Source organism: Pseudomonas sp. NPDC090201, from assembly GCF_044746825.1.
Classification (GTDB): domain Bacteria; phylum Pseudomonadota; class Gammaproteobacteria; order Pseudomonadales; family Pseudomonadaceae; genus Aquipseudomonas; species Aquipseudomonas putida_AD.
The window spans coordinates 1,309,825-1,329,710 of sequence record NZ_JBIVCX010000001.1; the positions used below are offsets into that span (position 1 = coordinate 1,309,825).

A 19,886-nucleotide genomic window follows, 5' to 3' on the forward strand; every position below is an offset into this window, starting at 1 on the left:
TTTCCTCTTGGGATAGCGATTCCGAACCTCTTTGGGGAATTGGCCGTTCGGTTTCTTAAGAGAGCGTCGACTGCGATCTTGAAGATGCTGAAACCTTTTCTTCTGATCGGTACCCCAGGCGAACCTTCACCTGACCTCGCAAAAAATGCGCTGGTGACATGGATCCGCAAAACCCGGTTTTCTCGAAAAATAGCCATGCAGATCTTGATGGTTCTACCTCACCGCTCGCGTTATTCATGACATCCATGGTGAAAAAGCTTTCGTCCTGGGTCAGGTAGACAGTCGCGCCGGCCAATTTTTCGAGCGCGCTGCGCAGTTGTCGGGAGGTTTCATAGCGCTCAATGCAAACCAGGCGGCTCTCACGCCCATCAGCGTATTTCAGTGGAATGTTCTGTTCCGTGTCATCTTTGGTGAAGCAATGCAGCCCGTAAGTGACGACGAAGCGGATCGGATCCTTCCCCGCTTCTTTGCGTAGCAGGACTTCGTGACAGTCCAAGTGACCAAGATCATACGACGTTCCAGCATGTTCAAACGACTCCCAATGCTGGATAGCGTCAACGTGAAATTTCGCCAAGCTCAGTCCTCGAGCGCATTGTAATCATCTGATTTTACACGGCTCTGGTGGGTCGTCGGCTGACGCAAATGTAACTGGGCGGTTGGTGCATGATCTTCTCACCGCAGACCTGAAGATGACGCAGATATTGCCTGACAGGCTGTTGGCCAAGTCCCCAACGGTATTGATAAGGCGAGAAACAAGATTCCGGCGCTGCAAAAAAGCCCCGATATCGCGAGATGTCGGGGCTTCTTCGTTACCGCAGATAATCGTTATTGCGCGCTGGCAAACATCGCCTGGTAACGCGCCTTGTTCGCGGCGTAGTAATCGGCCACGACCTTGTCTGCGCTGCTTTCACGTGCGGCCAGCATCAGCTTTTCCAGATCTTCCTTTGGAATCTTGAAGTTGGCGAAGAAGTGAGCGACGTCGGCGTGTTCGGCGGAGAAGCCTTTGCGGGCGATGGCGTGGATCTGCTCGGTGCCGCCCAGTGCGCCTTTAGGGTCAGCCAGGTAACGCAGCGGATATTTGGAGAACATCCAGTGCGGGCTCCAGGCGTTGACCAGCGACCACTTGCCGCGTTTGAGGTTGCGGTCCAGTTCGCTGAGCATGCCCGCTTCGCTTGAGGCGACCATCTTGTAGCCATTGAGCTTGTAGTCGTCGATCGCCTTGAGGGTGACCTTGTACTGGCCGTTGCCCACCTCGGAAGTGAGGATCTGTCCGCTGAACTTCTCGCGGATGCCGGGCTTGTTCAGGTCCTCGATACTGGCGACTTCGCTTTCCGGCACGATGTCCGGCACCGCCATGCCGATGCGGCCTTCATACAACACGCCCAGATCTTCCAGACGGTCCTTGTATTTGTCGTAGAACGGCTTGTGGGTGTAGGGCAGCCAGACCATCGGAATCAGGTCGATGCTGCCGTTGGCCAGTGCCTGAAACTGGATACCGATGTCGGCTTGCACCAGTTTGACGGGCTGCTGCAGATGATCCTGCAGAGCGGCCGAGGCCAGTTTCACTGCGATTTCGGTGTCCGACCAGTTGACCCAGCCGATCTTCACGGGCTCGGCCGCCTGGGAAAACATCGACACCGTCGCCAGGGCCATGCCGGCAAGCCAGCGGCCTGTCTTGGTCTTGAACGCGCAATTATTCATCTAGGGCTTCTCCTTTGGTTCTTCTATGTGTGGTGGAGCTGGCAGTGAAAAAGGCAGGCATTCGGCCTATCAAAGCAAAATGCCACACCGCGTTCAAACGACTAAAACGCTGCGTCGAATGAATCCAGGTAATGAGTGAGCTACGTATCGGTCTCCTTCGTCTTCAGGACGCTGTATCGCCTGTTGTGAGCGGATCTTAGCCATGGTTTTCGGGGCTAGCAAGCAAAATGTACACCTGTGTTTTAGAGATTGACACCTGTGAACATTCGATCCTAATGTTATGCCAGACCGAGCCTGATGTTCCTCCAAGAGAGCACCGATAATGTCCACCGATCCGCTTCTGCAGCCCTACCAGATCAAGCACCTGACCCTGCGCAATCGCATCATCACCACCTCCCACGAACCGGCGTATCCGGTGGACGGCATGCCCAAGGACCTTTATCGCGCCTACCACGTGGAGCGCGCCAAGGCCGGTGTGGCGCTGACCATGACCGCAGGTTCGGCCGCGGTGTCGCGGGACAGTCCGCCGGTGTTCAACAACGTGCTGGCGTACAAGGATGAGGTGGTGAAGTGGATGAAGGACCTGACCGACGAGTGCCACGAACACGGCGCGGCGGTGATGATCCAGTTGACCCACCTGGGCCGTCGCACGCGCTGGGACAAGGCCGACTGGTTGCCGGTCGTCTCGCCTTCGCACCGTCGCGAAGCCTCGCACCGCTCGTTCCCGAAGAAGCTGGAAGACTGGGACATCGACCGCATCATCAAGGACTATGTCGATGCCGCGGAACGCATGAAGGCCGCAGGCCTGGATGGCCTGGAGCTGCAGGCGTACGGGCATCTGATGGATCAGTTCTGGTCGCCGTTGACCAACGATCTGGACGGCCCGTACGGCGGCTCGCTGGAAAACCGCATGCGCTTCACCTTCGATATCCTGAGCGGCATTCGCAAGCGTTGCGGTGAGGACTTTTTGCTGGGCGTCCGCTACACCGGCGATGAGGACCTGGCGGGTGGCTTCAACGCTGAAGAAGGCATGAAGATTTCCCACATGCTCAAGGACAGCGGCCTGGTCGATTTCCTCAACGTGGTGCGCGGGCACATCGACACCGACGCAGGCCTGACCGACGTGATTCCGATTCAGGGCATGCGTAACGCCGCGCACCTGGATTTCGCCGGAGAGATTCGCGCATCCACCGGCTTCCCGACCTTCCATGCAGCGAAGATTCCGGACGTGGCCACCGCGCGCCACGCCATCGCCTCGGGCAAGGTCGACATGATCGGCATGACCCGCGCGCACATGACCGATCCGCACATCGTGCGCAAGATCATCGAGAAACGCGAAGAAGACATCCGCCCCTGTGTCGGCGCCAACTACTGCCTGGACCGCATCTATCAGGGCGGCGCGGCGTATTGCATCCACAACCCGTCCACCGGGCGTGAAACCACCATGCCCCATGACATCCCCAAGGCGGCGAAACCGCGCAAGGTGGTGGTGATCGGCACAGGGCCCGCCGGGCTTGAGGCGGCGCGGGTCGCAGGCGAACGCGGGCATCAGGTGACGGTATTCGAAGCGGCGGATCAGCCGGGCGGGCAGATTCGCCTGACGGCGCTGTCAGAACGTCGTCGGGAGATGATCAGCATCATCGACTGGCGCATGACCCAGTGCGAACGCCTGGGGGTCAGATTCAACTTCAACACCTGGGCCGAGGCCGATACTGTGATGGCCGAAGAGCCGGACGTGGTGATTGTCGCCACCGGCGGCCTGCCTGACACTGAAGTGCTGAGCAGCGGCAACGAACTGGTGGTGTCGGCCTGGGACGTGATTTCCGGCGACGTGAAGCCCGGCAAGAACGTGCTGATTTTCGATGATGCGGGCGATCATGCCGCGCTTCAGGCGGCGGAATTGATCGCCAAAAGCGGCGCGACGCTGGAAGTCATTACCCCGGACCGTTCGTTCTCGCCGGAAGTGATGGCGATGAACCTCGTGCCGTACATGCGGGCGCTGCAGGACCTGGACGTGACCTTCACCGTGACCTACCGGGTTGATCGGGTTGAGCGCCAGGACGGCAAACTGGTTGCGCATCTGGGCAGTGATTATGGGCCGGTGAACAAACATCGGGTCGTTGATCAGGTGATCGTCAACCACGGCACCCTTCCGCTGGACGATCTGTATTTCGACCTGCGCCCTCACTCGCTCAACGATGGGGCCGTGGAGCAGCACGACCTGATCGCCGGCAACGCGCAAAACATCGTGACCAACCCCGATGGGCGCTTCCAGCTGTTCCGGATCGGCGACGCCGTCGCGGCACGCAACACCCACGCCGCGATCTACGACGCACTGCGGTTGGTGAAGGACCTCTAAAGACGTCACCCGGCCTGCTGACGCTGCCCCGTAGCAGCACGGCTTGCCGGCGTTGCACCCGTAGCAGTCCGGCTTGCCGGCGTTCTGGTGCGCAGCGCCAGTAAAATCAACGCTGCGGTGGTGGCAGGCAAACCGCGTGCTCAGGGTTTACTGCCGCTTCGCGCCAGCCCGCCGGCAAGCCGCGCTGCTACGCCCTTCGGGCAGAAGCGTGACCGTGTGCTCCCCAGAATCCTGTGGGAGCGGGCTCGCCCGCGAAGGCGTCGGGCCTGTTGCATCGGTGCTGACTGCCCCACCGCATTCGCGGGCAAGCCCGCTCCCACAGAGATTGCCCATACAACCGCACCCCGTAGCAGTCCGGCTTGCCAGCCTTGCACCCGTAGCAGCACGGCTTGCCGGCGTTCTGGTGCGCAGCGCCAGTAAAATCAGGCGCCGCGGTGGTGTCAGGCAAACCGCGTGCTCAGGGTTTACTGCCGCTTCGCGCCAGCCCGCCGGCAAGCCGTGCTGCTACGCCCTTCGGGCAGAAGCGTGACCGTGTACACCCCAGAACTCTGTGGGAAGGGGCTACATTCCTTTTCGGGCGACCGTGGCGCCGGCCTGGATCGCGCTGCCTATCAGGCCATCGAACCCGCCATCGGTGAGCGCCTGCAATCCGGCTGCGGTTACCCCGCGATACGCCATCAGGGCTTCGATCAACTGCTCTGCGGAACGCTCGGCCAGCAACGGTGCACTGCCGACCACCACACCCAAGGCTGCGCGACGGGCGATTGAATCGGGTATGCCTTGAGCGATTGCACCCTGGGTCAACGCCTGCGCCAGCAAGGCCGGGTACGCAGGTCCGGTGCCGGACAGCGCGCTCAGGTAATCGATGTGATCTTCCAACGGCACTTCGGCCGCATCGCCCACGCTTTCGAACAAGCGCTGCACGAACGCCTTGTCGGCCACCGACAGCTCACCGTCCACAAACCACGGCGTGAACGAGCGTCGAATCTCCACCGCCGCATTGGGCATCGCGCGCACCACAACGCTGGCACCGGTTGCCGCCTTGATGCGCGACGCAGGGACGCCAGCCATCAGCGAAATCACGCACTTGCCCGCTGCGTCCAGCTTCAAACCATCGAACTGCTCGGGCCGGACCGACAGCATGATCATCGAGCTCATCTGAACCAGCTCGCAATTGTCGGTGGTGATGCGCACCCCACACCCGGCCAGCTCACCCTCGCCGGACCGGTTAGACAGCACCAGGTGATCCACCGACAGCAGCCCGCTCGCCAGCGCAGCCTTGGCAATCCCGTCGCCCAACCAGCCGGTGCCGCCGATGATGCCCAGCACAGCGTCACTCACTCACAGCCTCCTCAAAGGTATCAGCCAGCGGAACAAACACGCCGGGATCGGTCTGCGCATAGCCGAATTTGCCATAGAAACGGTCAAGCTCGCGGCGCTTGGGCGCCTTGCCGGTGAAGATGGTCACGTAGTGCGGAATGCGCTGGAAACGCTCCACGGCCTCTTCACGGGTGTTCATGGTGATGTAGCCGATCTGCGTCAGGTACAGCGTCCGCGCCCGGGCATCTGCCACCTCGGGTTCGGCACCGAATCTGCGAAACATCGCGGCCAATCCGGCCAGGCGCGCCTGGTCGGCGGCGGCCACTTCCTGGCTGACTTCCGGCGATTGCAACGCCCAACTGCGCACTGCAAACTCGAATTGCGAATCGAACATTTCGGGGTTGAGCCAGCACTCGAAGACGTTCAGCGCAGCCTCGCTGATGCTTTCGGCATAGCCCTCGCTCTGGCGCAGCAGGCTGCCGGTGTTCTTGTCCCGCCAACGCGCGATCAGCGCAGCGAGCAATTGCTCGCGATCTTCGAAAAACCAGTAGAAACTGGTGCGCGAGAGGTTCAGGCGCTTGGCGAGCGGCATCACCCTAACGGCATCGATGCCCGCCTCTTTCAGCGCTTCATAAGCCGCTTGAAGCCAGCCCTCCGCCGAGCCGCGCCAGCCCGCGTCCTGTGCCTTGATTCTCGCCATGACCGCTTTCCCCACACATCAATATAAAAGCACTGTACTGGATCGATCATTTAATGTACACCTGCGTACATTGTGTGGACGCTATTCCGAAAGACTATAAAAACAGCCGAGGCCGACCATGAGCATCCCCAGCTTGCAACCACCCGGACCGCGACGCATCAAGGGCTACCGGCGCCTTATTCCTTCGATGACCGCGCTGCTGGAATTCGAAGCCGTGGCGCGCCTGAGCAGCTTCACCCTCGCGGCGCAGGAACTGGGCGTCACCCAGGCGGCGGTGAGCAAGCAGGTGAAGCTCTTGGAAGACACCCTCAATGCCCGGCTTTTTCATCGCCTGCACCGCTCGATCAAGCTCACCACCGAGGGCTACGCGCTGTACGCCGTGGTCGCCGAGTCCATGCAGCGCATCGCCGGCACGTTCGACAAGATTGCCGAAGGCACCACCGAGCAGGAACTGGTGCTCGCCAGCACCTCGGCATTTTCGCAACTGCGCATCCTCCCCCGGCTTACGGCGCTGCGCCAGGCGCAACCGGACCTGCACCTGCGGCTGGTGTCCACGCAGCATCATGACGTAGATCTCTCGGTGCGCTTCGGCACAGGCCGCTGGGACGACGGCACCTCGACGCTGCTGTTCGATGAAGAGGTCTTCCCGGTGTGCTCCCCGGCCTGGCTCGCCAGCCATCCGGCGCCGCACACCGAGCAGGATCTGCACCACGCGCCGCTGATCGATTCCGACGCCACCCTCGAAGGCTGGATCACCTGGAACAGCTGGTTCCGTGCGCTGGGAGACGCGCCGCCGCGCCTGACCTATCAGCTGCGTTGCAGCCATTACAGCGACGCGGTTCAGGCCGCAATGCAGGGTCACGGCATCGCGCTGGGCTGGGGCCGGCTGGTGCATCACCTGCTGGAATCGGGGGAGCTGGTGCGGGTCACTCCGCTGGTGGTCAAGCCCAAGGACGCTTATTACGTGGTGGTTCCCACAGGCCGAAGCAGCTCGGGATTCGTGCAGATCCTGACCCAGTGGCTGCGTCAGGATGGCACGCGGGAGTTCGCATAACCTGCGCTCATACGAGGGTGAGAATAAAGCGCGTTGACCGTTCTTCGGGGCATTTCGATACTGGATCGAAGCAAAACAAGCCTGATGACCCGAGGTGCAACATGATCGTATCCCCCGTGAAGAGCCATCGCCAACTGCTCGTCGAACGCATGCCCGGCCACGGCATGCCCGGCGAATTGTTCGGTCGCGACGACGTCTTCACCACCGACGTTGACGTGTTCTTCAACAAGCACTGGATTCTGGTCGGCGTCACCGCCGACATTCCGGAACCGGGTGATGTCTACACGGTGGACCTGGGCAAGGCGTCGATCATCCTGGTGCGCGACGATGACGAAAACGTCCAGGCCTTCCGCAACGTCTGCCGCCATCGCGGCGCGCGCCTGAAGGAGGCCGGCAAGTCTACGGTGGGGATGCTGGTCTGCCCCTACCACCAGTGGACCTACGACCTGGACGGCAGCCTCAAGCACGCCGCGCACATGGGCAAGGACTTCGACCGCACCTGCAAGAGCCTGCACCCGGTGCACACCAGGGTGGTGGGTGCCCACGTGTTCGTCTGCCTGTCCAGCGAGCCGCCAGAAGACATCGGTTACCTCGAAGACACCATGACGCCGCGCTTCGCACCGTTCGATTTGAGCAGGGCCAAGATCGCCCACGAATCCGAGATCATCGAGAACGGCAACTGGAAGCTGGTCATCGAGAACAACCGCGAGTGCTACCACTGCGCAGGCACCCACCCGGAACTGACCGCCTCGTTCCTGCCGGAAGACTTCGGCTTCTGCGCCGACGGTCTGAGCGAGGAATCTCTCGCCGCGCTGGACGACTATTACGCTCGCAACGCCGCAGCCAAGGCGAGCTGGGAAGCAGACGGCTTCATCTGTGACGCCGTCGAGTACCTGGACGAAGCCTCGATCACGCAGTTTCGCTCGCAACGGCTTGTGATCGCCGGCAACGGAGAGTCGCAAACCCTCAACACCCAGGTGGCCTGCACTCGCCTGCTGGGCGACGTGACGCGCCGCGATCTGGGCGACATGCACCTGTGGACGCACAACTCCTGGACCCATGTCATGAGCGACCACGCGGTGATCTCCTGGATCATCCCGCTGTCCGCTGACAAGACCCTGGTGCGCAGCCGCTGGCTGGTGCACCAGGATGCGGTCGAAGGCGTCGATTACGACCGCCAGACCCTGACCGAAGTGTGGAACGCCACCAACCAGCAGGACGCCAATCTGGTCGCCATCACCCACAGTGGCACGCAGGACCCGGCCTATGCACCGGGGCCGTTCTCGGCGTTCACCGAGTCCTATGTCGACCAGTTCTCGCGCTGGTACGCCGCGCGTCTGGCCGCCCACGGCGTGTGAGGGAATGACCATGACTACTTTGCAGCATATCCCGGACGTGCGCTTCGCCGACGAAACCACCTGGGCCACCCATGGCGCCGAATGGCCCAGTGGGGAAACCAGGCGCATCGAATGCTGCGCCGTGCGCAACGAAACCCACGACGTCAAAACCTTCGTCTTTCGCTGTGCCGACTTCACCGCGCTGGCCTTCGAACCGGGGCAGTTCATCACGATTTCGCCGCAGATCGACGGCAAGATCGTTTCGCGCTGCTACACGCTGTCGTCCTCGCCGACCCGGCCTTTCAACTTCTGCATCACGGTCAAGCGGGTGCCGGGCGGCGAGGTCTCCAACTGGCTGCACGACAACCTGCATCCGGGCAGCACACTGGCGGCGTCAGGGCCGGCAGGCAGCTTCACGCCAGTCGGGCTGCCCACCGGCAAGCTGCTGTATCTCTCGGCAGGTTCGGGCATTACCCCGCTGATGGCCATGGCACGGGCAGCGTACGATCTGGCGGCGAATCTGGACATCGTGTTTGTCCACAGCGCGCGCTCGCCCGCCGACATCATTTTCCGTGATGAACTGGCGCAGATGCAGGCCCAGCAATCCCGCTTCCGGGTGCTGGCAGTCTGTGAGGCGAAAGGTGACGAAGCCGACTGGCAGGGTCCGACTGGCCGCCTGGACCTGGCGGTGCTAAGCACACAGGTGCCCGACTTTCTGGAGCGGGAAGTCTTCACCTGCGGCCCCCAGGGCTACATGAGCGCAACCCGTGGCGTGCTGGAGAAAGCGGGCTTCGATGTGGCGCACTACCATCAGGAAAGTTTCGACATCAACGCGCTGGCTGCGGAAACGGCTCCACCGGTGGCGCCAACCAGCGCACCGAGCGAAACGAACTTCACCGTGACCCTCGCCAAATCCGGCAAGACCTTCAGCGTCAGCCCCAGCCAGACCCTGCTGGCCGCGGCGAAAAAAGCCGGAGCCGTAGTCCCCTCCTCCTGCAGCCAGGGCGTATGCGGCACCTGCAAGACCGCCGTGCTGCAGGGCGAAGTCGATATGCAGCACAACGGAGGGATTCGCCAGCGCGAGATCGACAAAGGCTTGCGTCTGCTCTGTTGCAGCCGCCCGACATCCGATCTGGTGCTGGACCTTTGATGACGCTTTTTAGAACGTGTAGGTGAAGCCAGTCTGAACCGTGCGCGGCGCGCCCGGATAGGCGTACAGGTTGAACGCACCTTCTTCGTAGTCTTCGTTGAAGACGTTCTTCAGGTCCAGGTTCACCCGCAGCTTCGGCGTGATCTGGTAGAAGCTGAGCACGTCGGCCACGGTGTAGCTCGCCATGTTGTAGGTCGAGTTGGCGGTCTGGCCCGCACGGCCTCCCACATGGCGCACACCCAAGCCCAGCCCAAGGCCGTTGAGTGTGCCTTCGTGGAACTCATACACGTTCAGCAGGTTGTAACTGCTGCGCGGGATGTTCGCCAGGCGAGTGCCGGTTTGCAGCGAGTTATCCTTGACCACTTCGGCATCGACGTAAGAATAGCCGCCCAGCACGCGCCACTGCGGGGTGATGTTGCCCGCCACGTTCAGGTCGAAACCTCGGCTGCGCACGCGCCCGGCCGCCACGCTGTAGTTGGAATCGACCGGATCGAGGGTCAGCACGTTGTCCTTGATGGTGTGGAAGATGGCCGCATCGACGGTGAGTTGATCTTCCAGCGTCTTCCACTTCACGCCCAGTTCGTAGGATTTGCCTTCTTCTGCATCGAAACCGCCACCTTCACGCGATGCGCCGGTGTTGGGCTTGAATGACTCCGAGTAGCTGCCATAAAGCGCAACATCCGGCGTCAGGTCGTAGACCAGGCCGTAACGTGGCGTGACCGCGCTCTCGCTCTTGTTCCAGTCCACGGAGTTGGGCAGCTTGTTGTCGTAGTCGTGCTCGTCACGCTCGATCCGGGCGCCAACCAGCAACTTCAACCGCTCGGTCAGGCGCATCTGATCCTGCACGAAGGCTGCCGTACTCTTGAGCTTTTCGTGGTCATGGGTGGTTGTGCGGGTCAGCGCCGGACGCGCCTGGCCCAGTACCGGATTGAAGATGTCGATCGGATACGCCGTCAACGCTCCGCTGGAACGCATGATGATCGACTTGTAGTCGTATTCCTCATACTCAAGGCCGGTCAGCAGGGTGTGTTCGATGCTGCCGGTGTTGAAGGTGCCGGACAGGTTCAGCTGGAAGTCCTGGTCGTTCCACTCCAATTTGCGCCAGTTGAAATTGCGCCCCAGGGTGCGGCCGTCCGCCTGGATACCGTTGGCCTCCACCGCGTTGCCCTTGAGCTGGCCATCGAGCCACTGCACACCACCGCTCAGCTTCCAGTTGTCGTTGAGCAGGTGCTCGAAACGCAACTGACTGACGTTGTTGTCGTTGTGCAGCAGGTTGTCCGAGCCTTTTTCCCACACGTAAGTATCGCGCTTTCCGACGCCGATCTGGCTGCCGTAATGGGTATTGCCACGGTCGAGCGGATGGTTGTTGCGCATGTAGTCACCCTCGAAGGTGATGCGCGTGTCGTCGGTGGCCTGCCACTCGATCACCGGTGCCAGGTCGTAGCGCTCGGTTTCGACGTGATCGCGGAACGAATCGCCGCCCTCGCCCAACAAGTTCAGGCGGTAGGTCAGGGTCCTGGAATCATTCAGCGCGCCGGTGGTGTCCAGCGTTCCACGGTACATGCCCTGGTCGTCCATCTGCCCGCCGATGGAGGTTTTCTGCTCGGCCTCGGGCTGCTTGGTGACCACGTTGAAGGTGCCGCCCGGATCGCTGCGGCCATACATGGTGGCCGCCGGGCCACGGAGGATGTCCACGTGATCAATGGTGTTGGCATCCGGCGCGTTGGGATAGCCGCGGTTGACCGGGAAACCGTTCCGGTAAAACTCGCCGGTGGTAAAGCCGCGCACGGTGTAAGTGGTCAGCCCCTGGCCGCCGAAGTTGTTGGCCCGGCCAATGCCGCCGCCGTAATCCAGTGCATCCTGCAGGCGGGTGACGTTGCTGTCCTCCAGCACCTTGTTGGTGATGACGGAGACCGACTGCGGCACCTCGTGGATGTCGGTATCGGTGCGCGTGGCGCTGGACGTGTGCGTGGCACGGTACGCCTCGCGTTCACTCGCTGCGCCCTGGCTGCTGGCCTGGATGTCGATTGCGGGCAGTGCCAGTTCATTCGAACCTTCTGCCCATACGGCCGGGGAAAATACGTTAAGCAGGCACAGCGAGGTCAACGCGTAGCGCATCTAGAAACTCTCAGACGATGGTATACCAAGAAAAGTGTCGCGCATGATACATAGAAAGATTCTCATTACCATCCTTCATGTTCGGGAATTTGCGGAGATTGATGCAATGTCTGTATTACTGTCCCTGATTTTGAATCAGTAAGTCTCTTTTTTGCCGGATTGTTAGCGAATCGAATCACCCCTAAAGTTCATCCCATGCCGCAGCGACTGAACACACAGACACGCCGCAGCAACACTTTCGATTCACAACTCTCTCGACTCAAAAGGAATGCACACATGACTACTTACAAGCGCCTGGACAAGAACGACGCCGTACTGCTGCTGGTTGACCACCAGACTGGCCTGATCTCCCTGGTTCAGGATTTCTCGCCCAACGAATTCAAGAACAACGTGCTGGCCCTGGCCGATTGCGGCAAGTTCTTCGACCTGCCGACCATCCTGACCACCAGCTTCGAGCAGGGTCCGAACGGCCCGCTGGTGCCGGAGCTGAAAGAGATGTTCCCCGACGCGCCGTACATCGCCCGCCCTGGCCAGATCAACGCCTGGGACAACGAAGATTTCGTCAAGGCGATCAAGGCCACTGGCCGCAAGCAGCTGATCATTGCCGGCGTTGTGACCGACGTCTGCGTGACCTTCCCGACCCTGAGCGCCCTGGCCGAAGGTTTTGATGTGTTCGTGGTGACTGACGCTTCGGGCACCTTCAATGAAGGCGTGCAGCAGGCGGCATGGAATCGCATGTCGGCGGCCGGTGCGCAGTTGATGAACTGGTTCGCCGTGGCCTGCGAGCTGCACCGCGACTGGCGCAACGACATCGAAGGCCTGGGCAACCTGCTGTCCCAGCGCATTCCCAACTACCGCAACCTGATGAACAGCTACTCGGCGCTGACGGCTGCCAAGAAGTAACTTCCCTCAATGACAAGGGCGGGCATGATGCTCGCCCTTTTTGCGTGGTTTCCAGAGACCTCTGAGCCACCATTGTGGGAGCGCGCTTGCCCGCGACAACGTCGTTACATCCAACACATCTCCATCGCCGGACACGACAAGTCGCGGGCAAGCGCGCTCCTACAGGCATGCCACAAACATCACCTGCGCCCACCACGCCATTGTAGGAGCGCGCTTGCCCGCGACGACGTCGGTACATCCAACACATCTCTATCGCCTGACACGACAAGTCGCGGGCAAGCGCGCTCCTACAGGTGGGAATCTGACGTAGAAGCACGACCTCGCAACCCCGGCGCAAACGTGTAAGAAAAGGCTTACACGCAGTTCATCAAACTGGCCGTTTACACAACGAGGGCAAAGTCATAAATTGGATCCATCAACCGGGGAGCAGGAAGCACCTCGGAGATCACGGATGATCTGCCACTGCCAGGAACGCTACCGACAGGACGTTGGATGGCCTTGATAGAAAAGAACCCGCTTCGGCGGGTTTTTTATTGCCTGCGTATCGCAGAAGAGGCTGCTGGTAACCAGATGTAAACTTTTTCACTACAGCAATTCAACATTTCAGCGGTATAGTCGCGCCGCCTGAAATCGCCACGCGAGGCTCTAGGACGGTATTCCTGGCTTCCTGGAAAGCCGCCGCAAAGCGTGTGGGCACAGGTTTCGGATCGAACATCACATAGGGAGATACATGATGGGATCAGCGCTCGACGTGCTTCGTAACCAGATTCAGGATGCCGAACCGGTCCTGAAACGGCTCGATCTGGAGATGGAACGGATCGAGTTCGACCCGCGAATCCCCGCCAGCGTCGAGGCGGCCAAGGTGACGGTCGATGCGGTAATCAATCGCCTGATGGGCGCTTTCAAGAAGAATCCCATCCTCGGCCCATTGACCGATGACCTGAAATCCCAGTACCTGGAAGGCATCGCGACCCAGGTGGCCGAAGCAGAAGAGCGGGTCTGAGCGACGCTCTATCAATCCTTCAGCAGCCCCGCCAGACCGGCAGTTACCACGACAGCCAACGCAACCGCGACGGCTACCGTCACGAAGATGCCCCATTGCATCACCAGGCCCTGAAGCGCGAGATAAAACCCGATCACGCCAACACCGCCGATGGCATTCCCGCGCACGATGGCCGCCAGTTCATAGCGTCCGCCATGGACGTGAGCGAAGACCGCAAGCGGCCAGGCGATCACCGGGATCGGCGCCAGAAAGCCACTGACCACCGGCCCGAACCACTGGGCGCCAGCGGTAATGGCCAGCAGCAGAAGGGTCGCGGTCAGCATGCGCATCGGGATGATCCAGCGCGGCAGCGAGACATAACGCCCAGGCGCAGGCTCGCTGCCTTTAGCGGTGGCCCGGACGATTGCCGCAACCAGACACAGCGCGACCACAATCGACACCGCCTGCCATCCGATGCAGCTCATCAGAAATGCGACAGCGGCATAGAAAACCAATGCCGCCACGCACCCGGGCAGCACTGAAAGCCTGCGCGTCACCAGGAAGTAAAACAGGTAAGTCGCCTGAATCGCCGCCACTCCCGCCAGCGCCCCAGGCACCGCCTTCTCGGCGAAGCCCGGGCCTTGTTCAAGGCTCAGAAACAACATCACCGACGCCGACGTCACCGGCAGCCCGGAAAGCAACCCGCCAATCCGGGTGCCCCAGCGCTTGGCGGCCAGTGAAATCGAGAGCATCAGCAGTGGTGTGATGAGGAGCTTGAGGTAGAAGGCAGTCATGAACGCATCGGGTCGGTTGGCAGGAGCTACGTTTTACACGCTTGGGACTTGCTCTGCATGGCTTCATGCCTTGCTTATGCGCGTCCGGCTCCTGCGCGTATGCGTTAGCCCTTCGGATAATTCGACGGAAACAACGCCCGCTTCGCCTGTTCATCCATGTCCTTCTTGAACGCCACCTCGCTCCCGACCTTGTTCGCCCTGGCCACAGCCGGGCGGGCGTTGATGGCGTGGAACCAGCGGGCAAGATTCGGGAAGTCTGCCAGCGCATCCTCGGCGCCTTTCATTACGCGCGGGGCGCGGATCAGCCAGCCCCATGCGCTGATGTCGGCGAGGGTGTACTGGTTGCCGACGATGTAGTCGCGGCCTGCCAGATGCTTGTCCAGCACCTCGTAATGGCGCTCGATTTCACGGCGATAGCGGTTCACGGCGTAGTCGTTGCCTTCGGGGGCTGCGTACTGGAAATGCACCGCTTGACCCGAGAACGGCCCAAGACCCGAGGCGATGAAGAACAGCCATGAGAGCAGCTCGGGTTTGTCTTCAGCAGCGCCCATGAACTGGCCGGTTTTTTCGCCCAGGTACAGCAGGATCGCAGTGGAGTCGAACACCCGCACGTCCTTGCCGCCGGGGCCGTCGGTGTCGACGATGGCCGGCACCTTGCCGTTGGGGTTGATGGCGCGAAACTCGGGCAGGTGCTGTTCGCCTTTGCTGGTATCCACCGGCACCAATTCATAGGCCAGGCCCGACTCTTCAAGGAAGAGCGCGACCTTGGCGGGATTGGGTGTGGGATGGAAGTAAAAACGGATCATGGCGGTCATCTCGTACGGTAGGAAATGGGCAAAATCGCGAATGGCTGCGCTGCTCGAAAAAGCACCTTGCGTTTTAGAACAGTTGATCTAGATTAGGCGCAATGTGAAGCATGGCGCAACGTTTGTGTCAGCCAGGCAAGGAAATCAACGTGGCAAGACCCAGAGAATTCGACGAAGCCAGCGTGCTCGATGCGGCGATCCAGTGCTTCTGGGTCAAGGGTTTCGAGGCGACGTCGATGCGCGACCTGATCGACTGCATGGGCATCACCGGCGCCAGCCTGTACAACGCGTTTGGCGACAAGCGCGCGCTGTACCGCAAGGCGCTGGAACATTATCTGCAGAACGGTCTGGGGGAACGTGTTGCCCGCCTTGAAGGCAGCCTCGCCCCGCGTGAGGCCATCGAGGCGTTTTTCGCCGAGATCATCGAGCGCTCCATCACTGACCCGCAGCAACGCGGTTGCCTGATGGTGAACTCGGCGCTTGAGGCCGCGCCGCACAATCCCGACGCCCAGGCGGTGGTGGATGAGTTTCTGGCGCAGGCACAGGCGTTCTTCCTGCGCTGCCTCAAAGCGGGTCAGGACAACGGCACGATTTCGCGCTTTCAAGCCGACGAAGACCTGGCCAGCCTGTTGCTCAACACCTTGCTGGGCCTGCGCGTACTGGCGCGGGCCAAACCGCAGCGGGCCCTGCTGGAAAGCGTGGTCCGCCCGGTGCTGGCGCTGCTCGATGTACAGCTTGCGCCTGCTTCGCTTTCCTCACTTGTCATGGAGTCGCAGCGATGATCGAGCTCTACTACTGGCCAACACCCAATGGCCACAAAATCACCCTGTTTCTGGAAGAGGCTGGCTTGGATTACCGGATTCACCCAATCGATATCAGCGCGGGCGATCAGTTCAAACCCGAGTTCCTGGCGTTCTCACCGAACAACCGGATGCCGGCGATCATCGACACCGCGCCTGCCGACGGCGGCGAGCCGATCAGCGTTTTCGAGTCGGGGGCGATCCTGTTGTACCTGGCGCAGAAGACTGGCCGGTTCATGCCAAGCGATGTGCGCGGTCAAAACACCGTGACCGAATGGCTCATGTGGCAGGTCGGCGGCCTTGGTCCGATGGCCGGCCAGAATCATCATTTTGGCGTCTATGCGCCGGAAAAACTGCCGTACGCCATCGACCGCTACGTGAACGAGACGAACCGCCTGTACGGCGTCCTGGATCGTCGCCTGCAAGGCCGCGACTTCATCACCGGGCAGGATTATTCGGTGGCGGACATGGCGTGCTATCCGTGGGTGGTGCCGTGGCAGCGCCAGCAGCAGAATCTGGATGACTTCCCGAACCTCAAGCGCTGGCTCAACGCGATCGCCGCTCGCCCGGCGACGATCCGCGCCTACGCCAAGGGTGAGACGGTTTCACAAAACCGCACCACCGTGACCGAGGAAGGCAAAAAGATCCTGTTCGGGCAAACCGCTGCCAGCGTGCAGACAAAAGCCTGATCGCTGGGCCGGTCAGCGTCGCTTTCCACTGAATGACGCTGACCGCAGCGAGCCGATTCAGATAATCGGCTGGGCCGCCCGAAACAGCAGCACGCAGCCCTCGCGCTTGATGGTGACGTCGCGAAAGTGCTCGCGCAGATGCCCTTCGAAACCGACCTGGGTGTCCTGGCGATTGCCGAAAATCCCCTTCTTGTTGTACACGGCCATCAGCTTGCGGCCGAAGGCGTTGTGCCCGGCCTCGTCCCCCAGAATCGTCGCACCGAACAGCACCCCGCCCGGCTGCAGGTTGTGCTTGAGGTTGGCGAAGATCTTCGCCTTGGCGTCCAGCGGGCCCGGCAGGCAATGCAGCAGGTAGAACAGGGAAATCGAATCGAAGCGCGGCTCGCCCGGGAGCGGCTGCATCACATCGTGCTGGATTGTGCGGGTGGTTGGGCGGTTGATCCGGCGCTTGGCCGCCTCCAGGCTGCTGGGGTTGAGATCGAGCAGGGTGACTTGCGTCTGGGAAGACAGCTGCGCCTTCGCCGGGTAGTAGCCGGTCCCGACGCCGATATCCAGATGACGCGGGCGCACGTTGGCGCGAAAAAACGGCAACAGCGTCGAACCGGTCGGGCAGCGCCAGGCGTAGCGATTGGAGATACCCAGCACCCACGCGTCGTACAGGGCCAGGGTCAGTGGAGAGTAAACCGCCGCACCGGCGGCGCTGCTGTCGGTCATGGGAAGCACCTTGCGAGTGATCGAATCAGTCGGCAATAAGACCGATGACCAGGATGCCTCGTCAAGGTTTTTGTGTTCTTGCGAACCCGATCCCGTAGCAGCACGGCTTGCCGGCGGGCTGGTGCGAAGCGCCAGTAAACCCTGAGCACGCGATCTGCCTGATGCACCGGCGGCGTCTGGTTCTACTGGCGCTGCGCACCAGCCCGCCGGCAAGCCGTGCTGCTACAGGTTTGCGCCCCTGTCAGCCGTGCTGCTACGGGACTGGTTTATCCCAAATTGAAACGCGAGGTGTTGTCGCTCAGCGCGCGGCTGCCTTTGCTCAGGGTATCGGCTGCGTGGTTCACCGCCCGCGCGCCATCGAGCAGGCGCCCGGCGGCCTGATCCACCTGCTGGATGTTGCCGCTGACCTCATCGGCGGTCGCTGCCTGTTCTTCCACGGCGGTTGCGATCTGCGCCAAGGTATCGGTCACCACTTGCACCGCGCTGGCAATCTCCCCAAGTCGCTCACCCAAACCTGTGACCGACTGCGCATCGGTGACGGCCTGGCCGCACGCCGCCTCCATCAGGTTCACCGCCTGGCTCACGGTCGCGCGCAAACTGTCGACGGTTCCGGCGATCTGCGCGGTCGACGCCTGGGTGCGCTGCGAGAGGCTGCGCACTTCGTCGGCCACCACGGCAAAACCACGCCCCTGCTCCCCCGCCCGGGCCGCTTCGATAGCGGCGTTGAGCGCCAGCAGGTTGGTCTGTTCGGCGATGCCACGAATGCTGTCCACCACCGACTGAATCTGCTGGCCCTGCTCGCTGACCTTGCCCAGTGCGTCGGCGGTCTCGGTGAGTTTCTGATTGAGCTGCTGGATACTTGCCGTGGTGCGCTGGCTATCGCGGCTGCTGTCCTGAGCGATGAGGCGGGTGCGCTGTGCGCTGCCGGACGCCTCTTCGCAACTCTTGGCGACGCCCATGGAAGTTGCCGCCAACTGGGTCGCCGCCGCCGCGATCTGGCTGATCTGTTGCTGCTGATCTTCCACTTCGTTGAGCGTGCTGCCCGATTGCGAGTTGAGGGTCTGCACCGCCGCGCCCAGCTGCTGAGTCTCGTGGTTGACGCCCAGCAGGCTGCTGCGCAACTGCACCACGGCAACGTTGAGGGCGGTGCTGATGGCTGCCAGCTCATCGCGGCCTTCTACCGCGACTTCCACGCACAGGTTGCCGTCACGCAGCGACTCGGCCAGGGTAGTGATGCCACTGGCGCTGCGCCGAATCGAGGTTTGCAGACACATGAACAGGTAGAGCGCAGCCAGCGCCAGAATGCCAAAGACCGCAGCGACGGGGATGAAGTGCCGGATCGCCTGATCGTGGTAGTGATCCAGACGGCTGTCCAGCGACATCAGCGAGCGGTTGCGCAGCGCGGCCAGCGCTTCGAGGGTGCCGTCGACGCTGCGTTCGAATGTGGCGGTATCCAGTTTGATGGTGCCACCGAAGACGCCGTCATCCAGCACCTTCAGCTCGCTGTCCAGGCGCTGCAGGCTGTCGTTGTATTGCCGGCTCCAGTCTTCCATGCCCGGATAGGCCTTGGCCTGCAACGATGCCCCGGCCTTGACCAGTTGATCGCGCGCATCGCCGATGCGGCTGCGCAGGTCGCGCATCTGCAGGCGGCTCTGCAGCGAGAACTGCCCCGACGCCACCGATGACTGGCCGATACTCGCAGTGCGCGCCACGCGTTCGATCAGGTCCGGCGCCTGTTGGGTCGCCACTTGCATCAACTGATAGGTTTCAAGCCAGGGGTCCAGGATCAGTCCGGTGTCCATGGCGATCTGTTCGCGCAGGCTTTGCAGTGCGGTCAGCGCTGCGGTGAAGCGGTCATAGCCGTCCGGCCACCAGCCCACGGTGCGCAGCGCGTCGGAATCCATGCCTTTGACCGCCGCCTGCAACGCTTGGTAGCGCGCCAGGGTGTCGGCACCGGCGTTGTGCCGCCGCAGTTGCTCGCCAAGATCTGACAGTGTCTGGTTCAGAACGGGGCTCGCGGCATCCAGCGCCGCCATGGCGGCTTTGGCAGCCGGGGTTGGGTCGTGAAGGATGTCAGCGGCTTTCCAGCGAGAGGCGCGGTTGCGCTGGGCGGTCAACTGCTCATCCAGTGCGTTGAGCGCCAGCAGTTGCCGGGCGCCGGATTGCTCACCGGAAATCACCGCAAGCTTGCTGCGATAGTCCTGACCGATCATCCACAGGCTGCCCGCCAGTGGCAGCATGAACAGCAGGAACAGCACCTGAAACTTGCGCGCAAACCCCAAACGTCCGAGCAGACGGATACCTGGCGACAGAAGACTTTGCATGTCCGACTACTCCTCACGGACAACCCGCCACCGCAGCTTGTGACCACGACAGATGTTGCCTCACATTGTTACCGGCAAAATGCCATGTCTTTGTTTCGAAAACGATCACCGCCCGTCTACTGTGGCGCAGACAAA

General features: G+C 61.6%; 17 protein-coding genes. 8 read left to right on the forward strand and 9 right to left on the reverse strand.

Going from position 1 to position 19,886, the window contains the following annotated elements; all coding sequences use genetic code 11:
- Positions 1 to 55: 55 nt before the first annotated feature.
- Both ACIPOO_RS06060 and ACIPOO_RS06065 read right to left on the reverse strand, forming a co-directional pair.
- Entirely contained in the window at positions 56 to 574 is a 519-nt protein-coding gene (locus ACIPOO_RS06060; RefSeq protein WP_400605070.1) for a hypothetical protein, read from the reverse strand.
- Between the two features lie 251 nt (positions 575 to 825).
- Positions 826 to 1,701, reverse strand: coding sequence for a glycine betaine ABC transporter substrate-binding protein (locus ACIPOO_RS06065; RefSeq protein ID WP_400605072.1), 876 nt, complete (start codon positions 1,699 to 1,701; stop codon positions 826 to 828).
- A gap of 322 nt (positions 1,702 to 2,023) precedes the next feature.
- Between ACIPOO_RS06065 and ACIPOO_RS06070 the strand changes: the two genes are divergently transcribed.
- A complete protein-coding gene (locus ACIPOO_RS06070) occupies positions 2,024 to 4,060 on the forward strand; it encodes an FAD-dependent oxidoreductase (RefSeq protein WP_400605074.1) in 2,037 nt (678 codons plus the stop codon).
- A 561-nt stretch (positions 4,061 to 4,621) separates the two neighbouring features.
- Here ACIPOO_RS06070 and ACIPOO_RS06075 read toward each other — a convergent pair.
- Together ACIPOO_RS06075 and ACIPOO_RS06080 are read right to left on the reverse strand one after the other, a co-directional pair.
- On the reverse strand, positions 4,622 to 5,401 hold the full coding sequence (locus ACIPOO_RS06075; protein ID WP_400605076.1) for a pyrroline-5-carboxylate reductase family protein: 780 nt from the start codon (positions 5,399 to 5,401) through the stop codon (positions 4,622 to 4,624).
- Complete coding sequence (locus ACIPOO_RS06080) at positions 5,394 to 6,080, reverse strand: TetR/AcrR family transcriptional regulator (RefSeq protein ID WP_400605078.1); 687 nt, start codon at positions 6,078 to 6,080, stop codon at positions 5,394 to 5,396. Before ACIPOO_RS06080 ends, ACIPOO_RS06075 begins: the two co-directional genes overlap by 8 nt.
- Before the next feature lie 118 nt (positions 6,081 to 6,198).
- Between ACIPOO_RS06080 and ACIPOO_RS06085 the strand changes: the two genes are divergently transcribed.
- From ACIPOO_RS06085 to ACIPOO_RS06095, 3 genes are all read left to right on the forward strand, one after another.
- Entirely contained in the window at positions 6,199 to 7,134 is a 936-nt protein-coding gene (locus tag ACIPOO_RS06085; protein ID WP_400605080.1) for a LysR substrate-binding domain-containing protein, read from the forward strand.
- Between the two features lie 101 nt (positions 7,135 to 7,235).
- Positions 7,236 to 8,492, forward strand: a complete 1,257-nt coding sequence (locus ACIPOO_RS06090; protein ID WP_400605082.1) for an SRPBCC family protein — start codon at positions 7,236 to 7,238, stop codon at positions 8,490 to 8,492.
- 4 nt (positions 8,493 to 8,496) lie between these two features.
- Positions 8,497 to 9,621 (forward strand): FAD-binding oxidoreductase, encoded by a 1,125-nt coding sequence (locus tag ACIPOO_RS06095; RefSeq protein ID WP_400605084.1) that lies wholly within the window; start codon positions 8,497 to 8,499, stop codon positions 9,619 to 9,621.
- A 9-nt stretch (positions 9,622 to 9,630) separates the two neighbouring features.
- On the opposite strand, the gene ACIPOO_RS06100 is transcribed toward ACIPOO_RS06095, so the two are convergent.
- The gene (locus tag ACIPOO_RS06100; RefSeq protein WP_400605086.1) at positions 9,631 to 11,739 is read right to left on the reverse strand and encodes a TonB-dependent siderophore receptor; all 2,109 of its coding nucleotides are present in this window, start codon (positions 11,737 to 11,739) and stop codon (positions 9,631 to 9,633) included.
- Positions 11,740 to 12,015: 276 nt separating this feature from the next.
- On the opposite strand from ACIPOO_RS06100, the gene ycaC reads away from it, so the two are divergent.
- Both ycaC and ACIPOO_RS06110 read left to right on the forward strand, forming a co-directional pair.
- Entirely contained in the window at positions 12,016 to 12,642 is a 627-nt protein-coding gene (gene ycaC / locus ACIPOO_RS06105) for an isochorismate family cysteine hydrolase YcaC (RefSeq protein ID WP_274132746.1), read from the forward strand.
- A gap of 733 nt (positions 12,643 to 13,375) precedes the next feature.
- Positions 13,376 to 13,645, forward strand: a complete 270-nt coding sequence (locus ACIPOO_RS06110; protein ID WP_400605088.1) for a hypothetical protein — start codon at positions 13,376 to 13,378, stop codon at positions 13,643 to 13,645.
- An 11-nt stretch (positions 13,646 to 13,656) separates the two neighbouring features.
- Here the strand turns inward: ACIPOO_RS06110 and ACIPOO_RS06115 are convergent, their stop codons facing one another.
- Positions 13,657 to 14,418, reverse strand: a complete 762-nt coding sequence (locus ACIPOO_RS06115) for a hypothetical protein (protein WP_274132748.1) — start codon at positions 14,416 to 14,418, stop codon at positions 13,657 to 13,659.
- Between the two features lie 104 nt (positions 14,419 to 14,522).
- Entirely contained in the window at positions 14,523 to 15,224 is a 702-nt protein-coding gene (locus ACIPOO_RS06120) for a glutathione S-transferase family protein (RefSeq protein ID WP_274132750.1), read from the reverse strand.
- Positions 15,225 to 15,373: 149 nt separating this feature from the next.
- Between ACIPOO_RS06120 and ACIPOO_RS06125 the strand changes: the two genes are divergently transcribed.
- Together ACIPOO_RS06125 and ACIPOO_RS06130 are read left to right on the forward strand one after the other, a co-directional pair.
- Positions 15,374 to 16,006 (forward strand): TetR/AcrR family transcriptional regulator, encoded by a 633-nt coding sequence (locus ACIPOO_RS06125; RefSeq protein ID WP_400605091.1) that lies wholly within the window; start codon positions 15,374 to 15,376, stop codon positions 16,004 to 16,006.
- Positions 16,003 to 16,713 carry a glutathione binding-like protein gene (locus ACIPOO_RS06130; protein WP_400605093.1) on the forward strand — a complete coding sequence of 237 codons (711 nt, stop codon included), beginning with the start codon at positions 16,003 to 16,005 and terminating at the stop codon, positions 16,711 to 16,713. Before ACIPOO_RS06125 ends, ACIPOO_RS06130 begins: the two co-directional genes overlap by 4 nt.
- A gap of 57 nt (positions 16,714 to 16,770) precedes the next feature.
- Here ACIPOO_RS06130 and ACIPOO_RS06135 read toward each other — a convergent pair whose 3' ends face one another.
- Both ACIPOO_RS06135 and ACIPOO_RS06140 read right to left on the reverse strand, forming a co-directional pair.
- A complete protein-coding gene (locus tag ACIPOO_RS06135; protein WP_400605095.1) occupies positions 16,771 to 17,427 on the reverse strand; it encodes a class I SAM-dependent methyltransferase in 657 nt (218 codons plus the stop codon).
- 266 nt (positions 17,428 to 17,693) lie between these two features.
- Positions 17,694 to 19,751 (reverse strand): methyl-accepting chemotaxis protein, encoded by a 2,058-nt coding sequence (locus ACIPOO_RS06140; RefSeq protein ID WP_400605097.1) that lies wholly within the window; start codon positions 19,749 to 19,751, stop codon positions 17,694 to 17,696.
- Between the last annotated feature and the right edge of the window lie 135 nt (positions 19,752 to 19,886).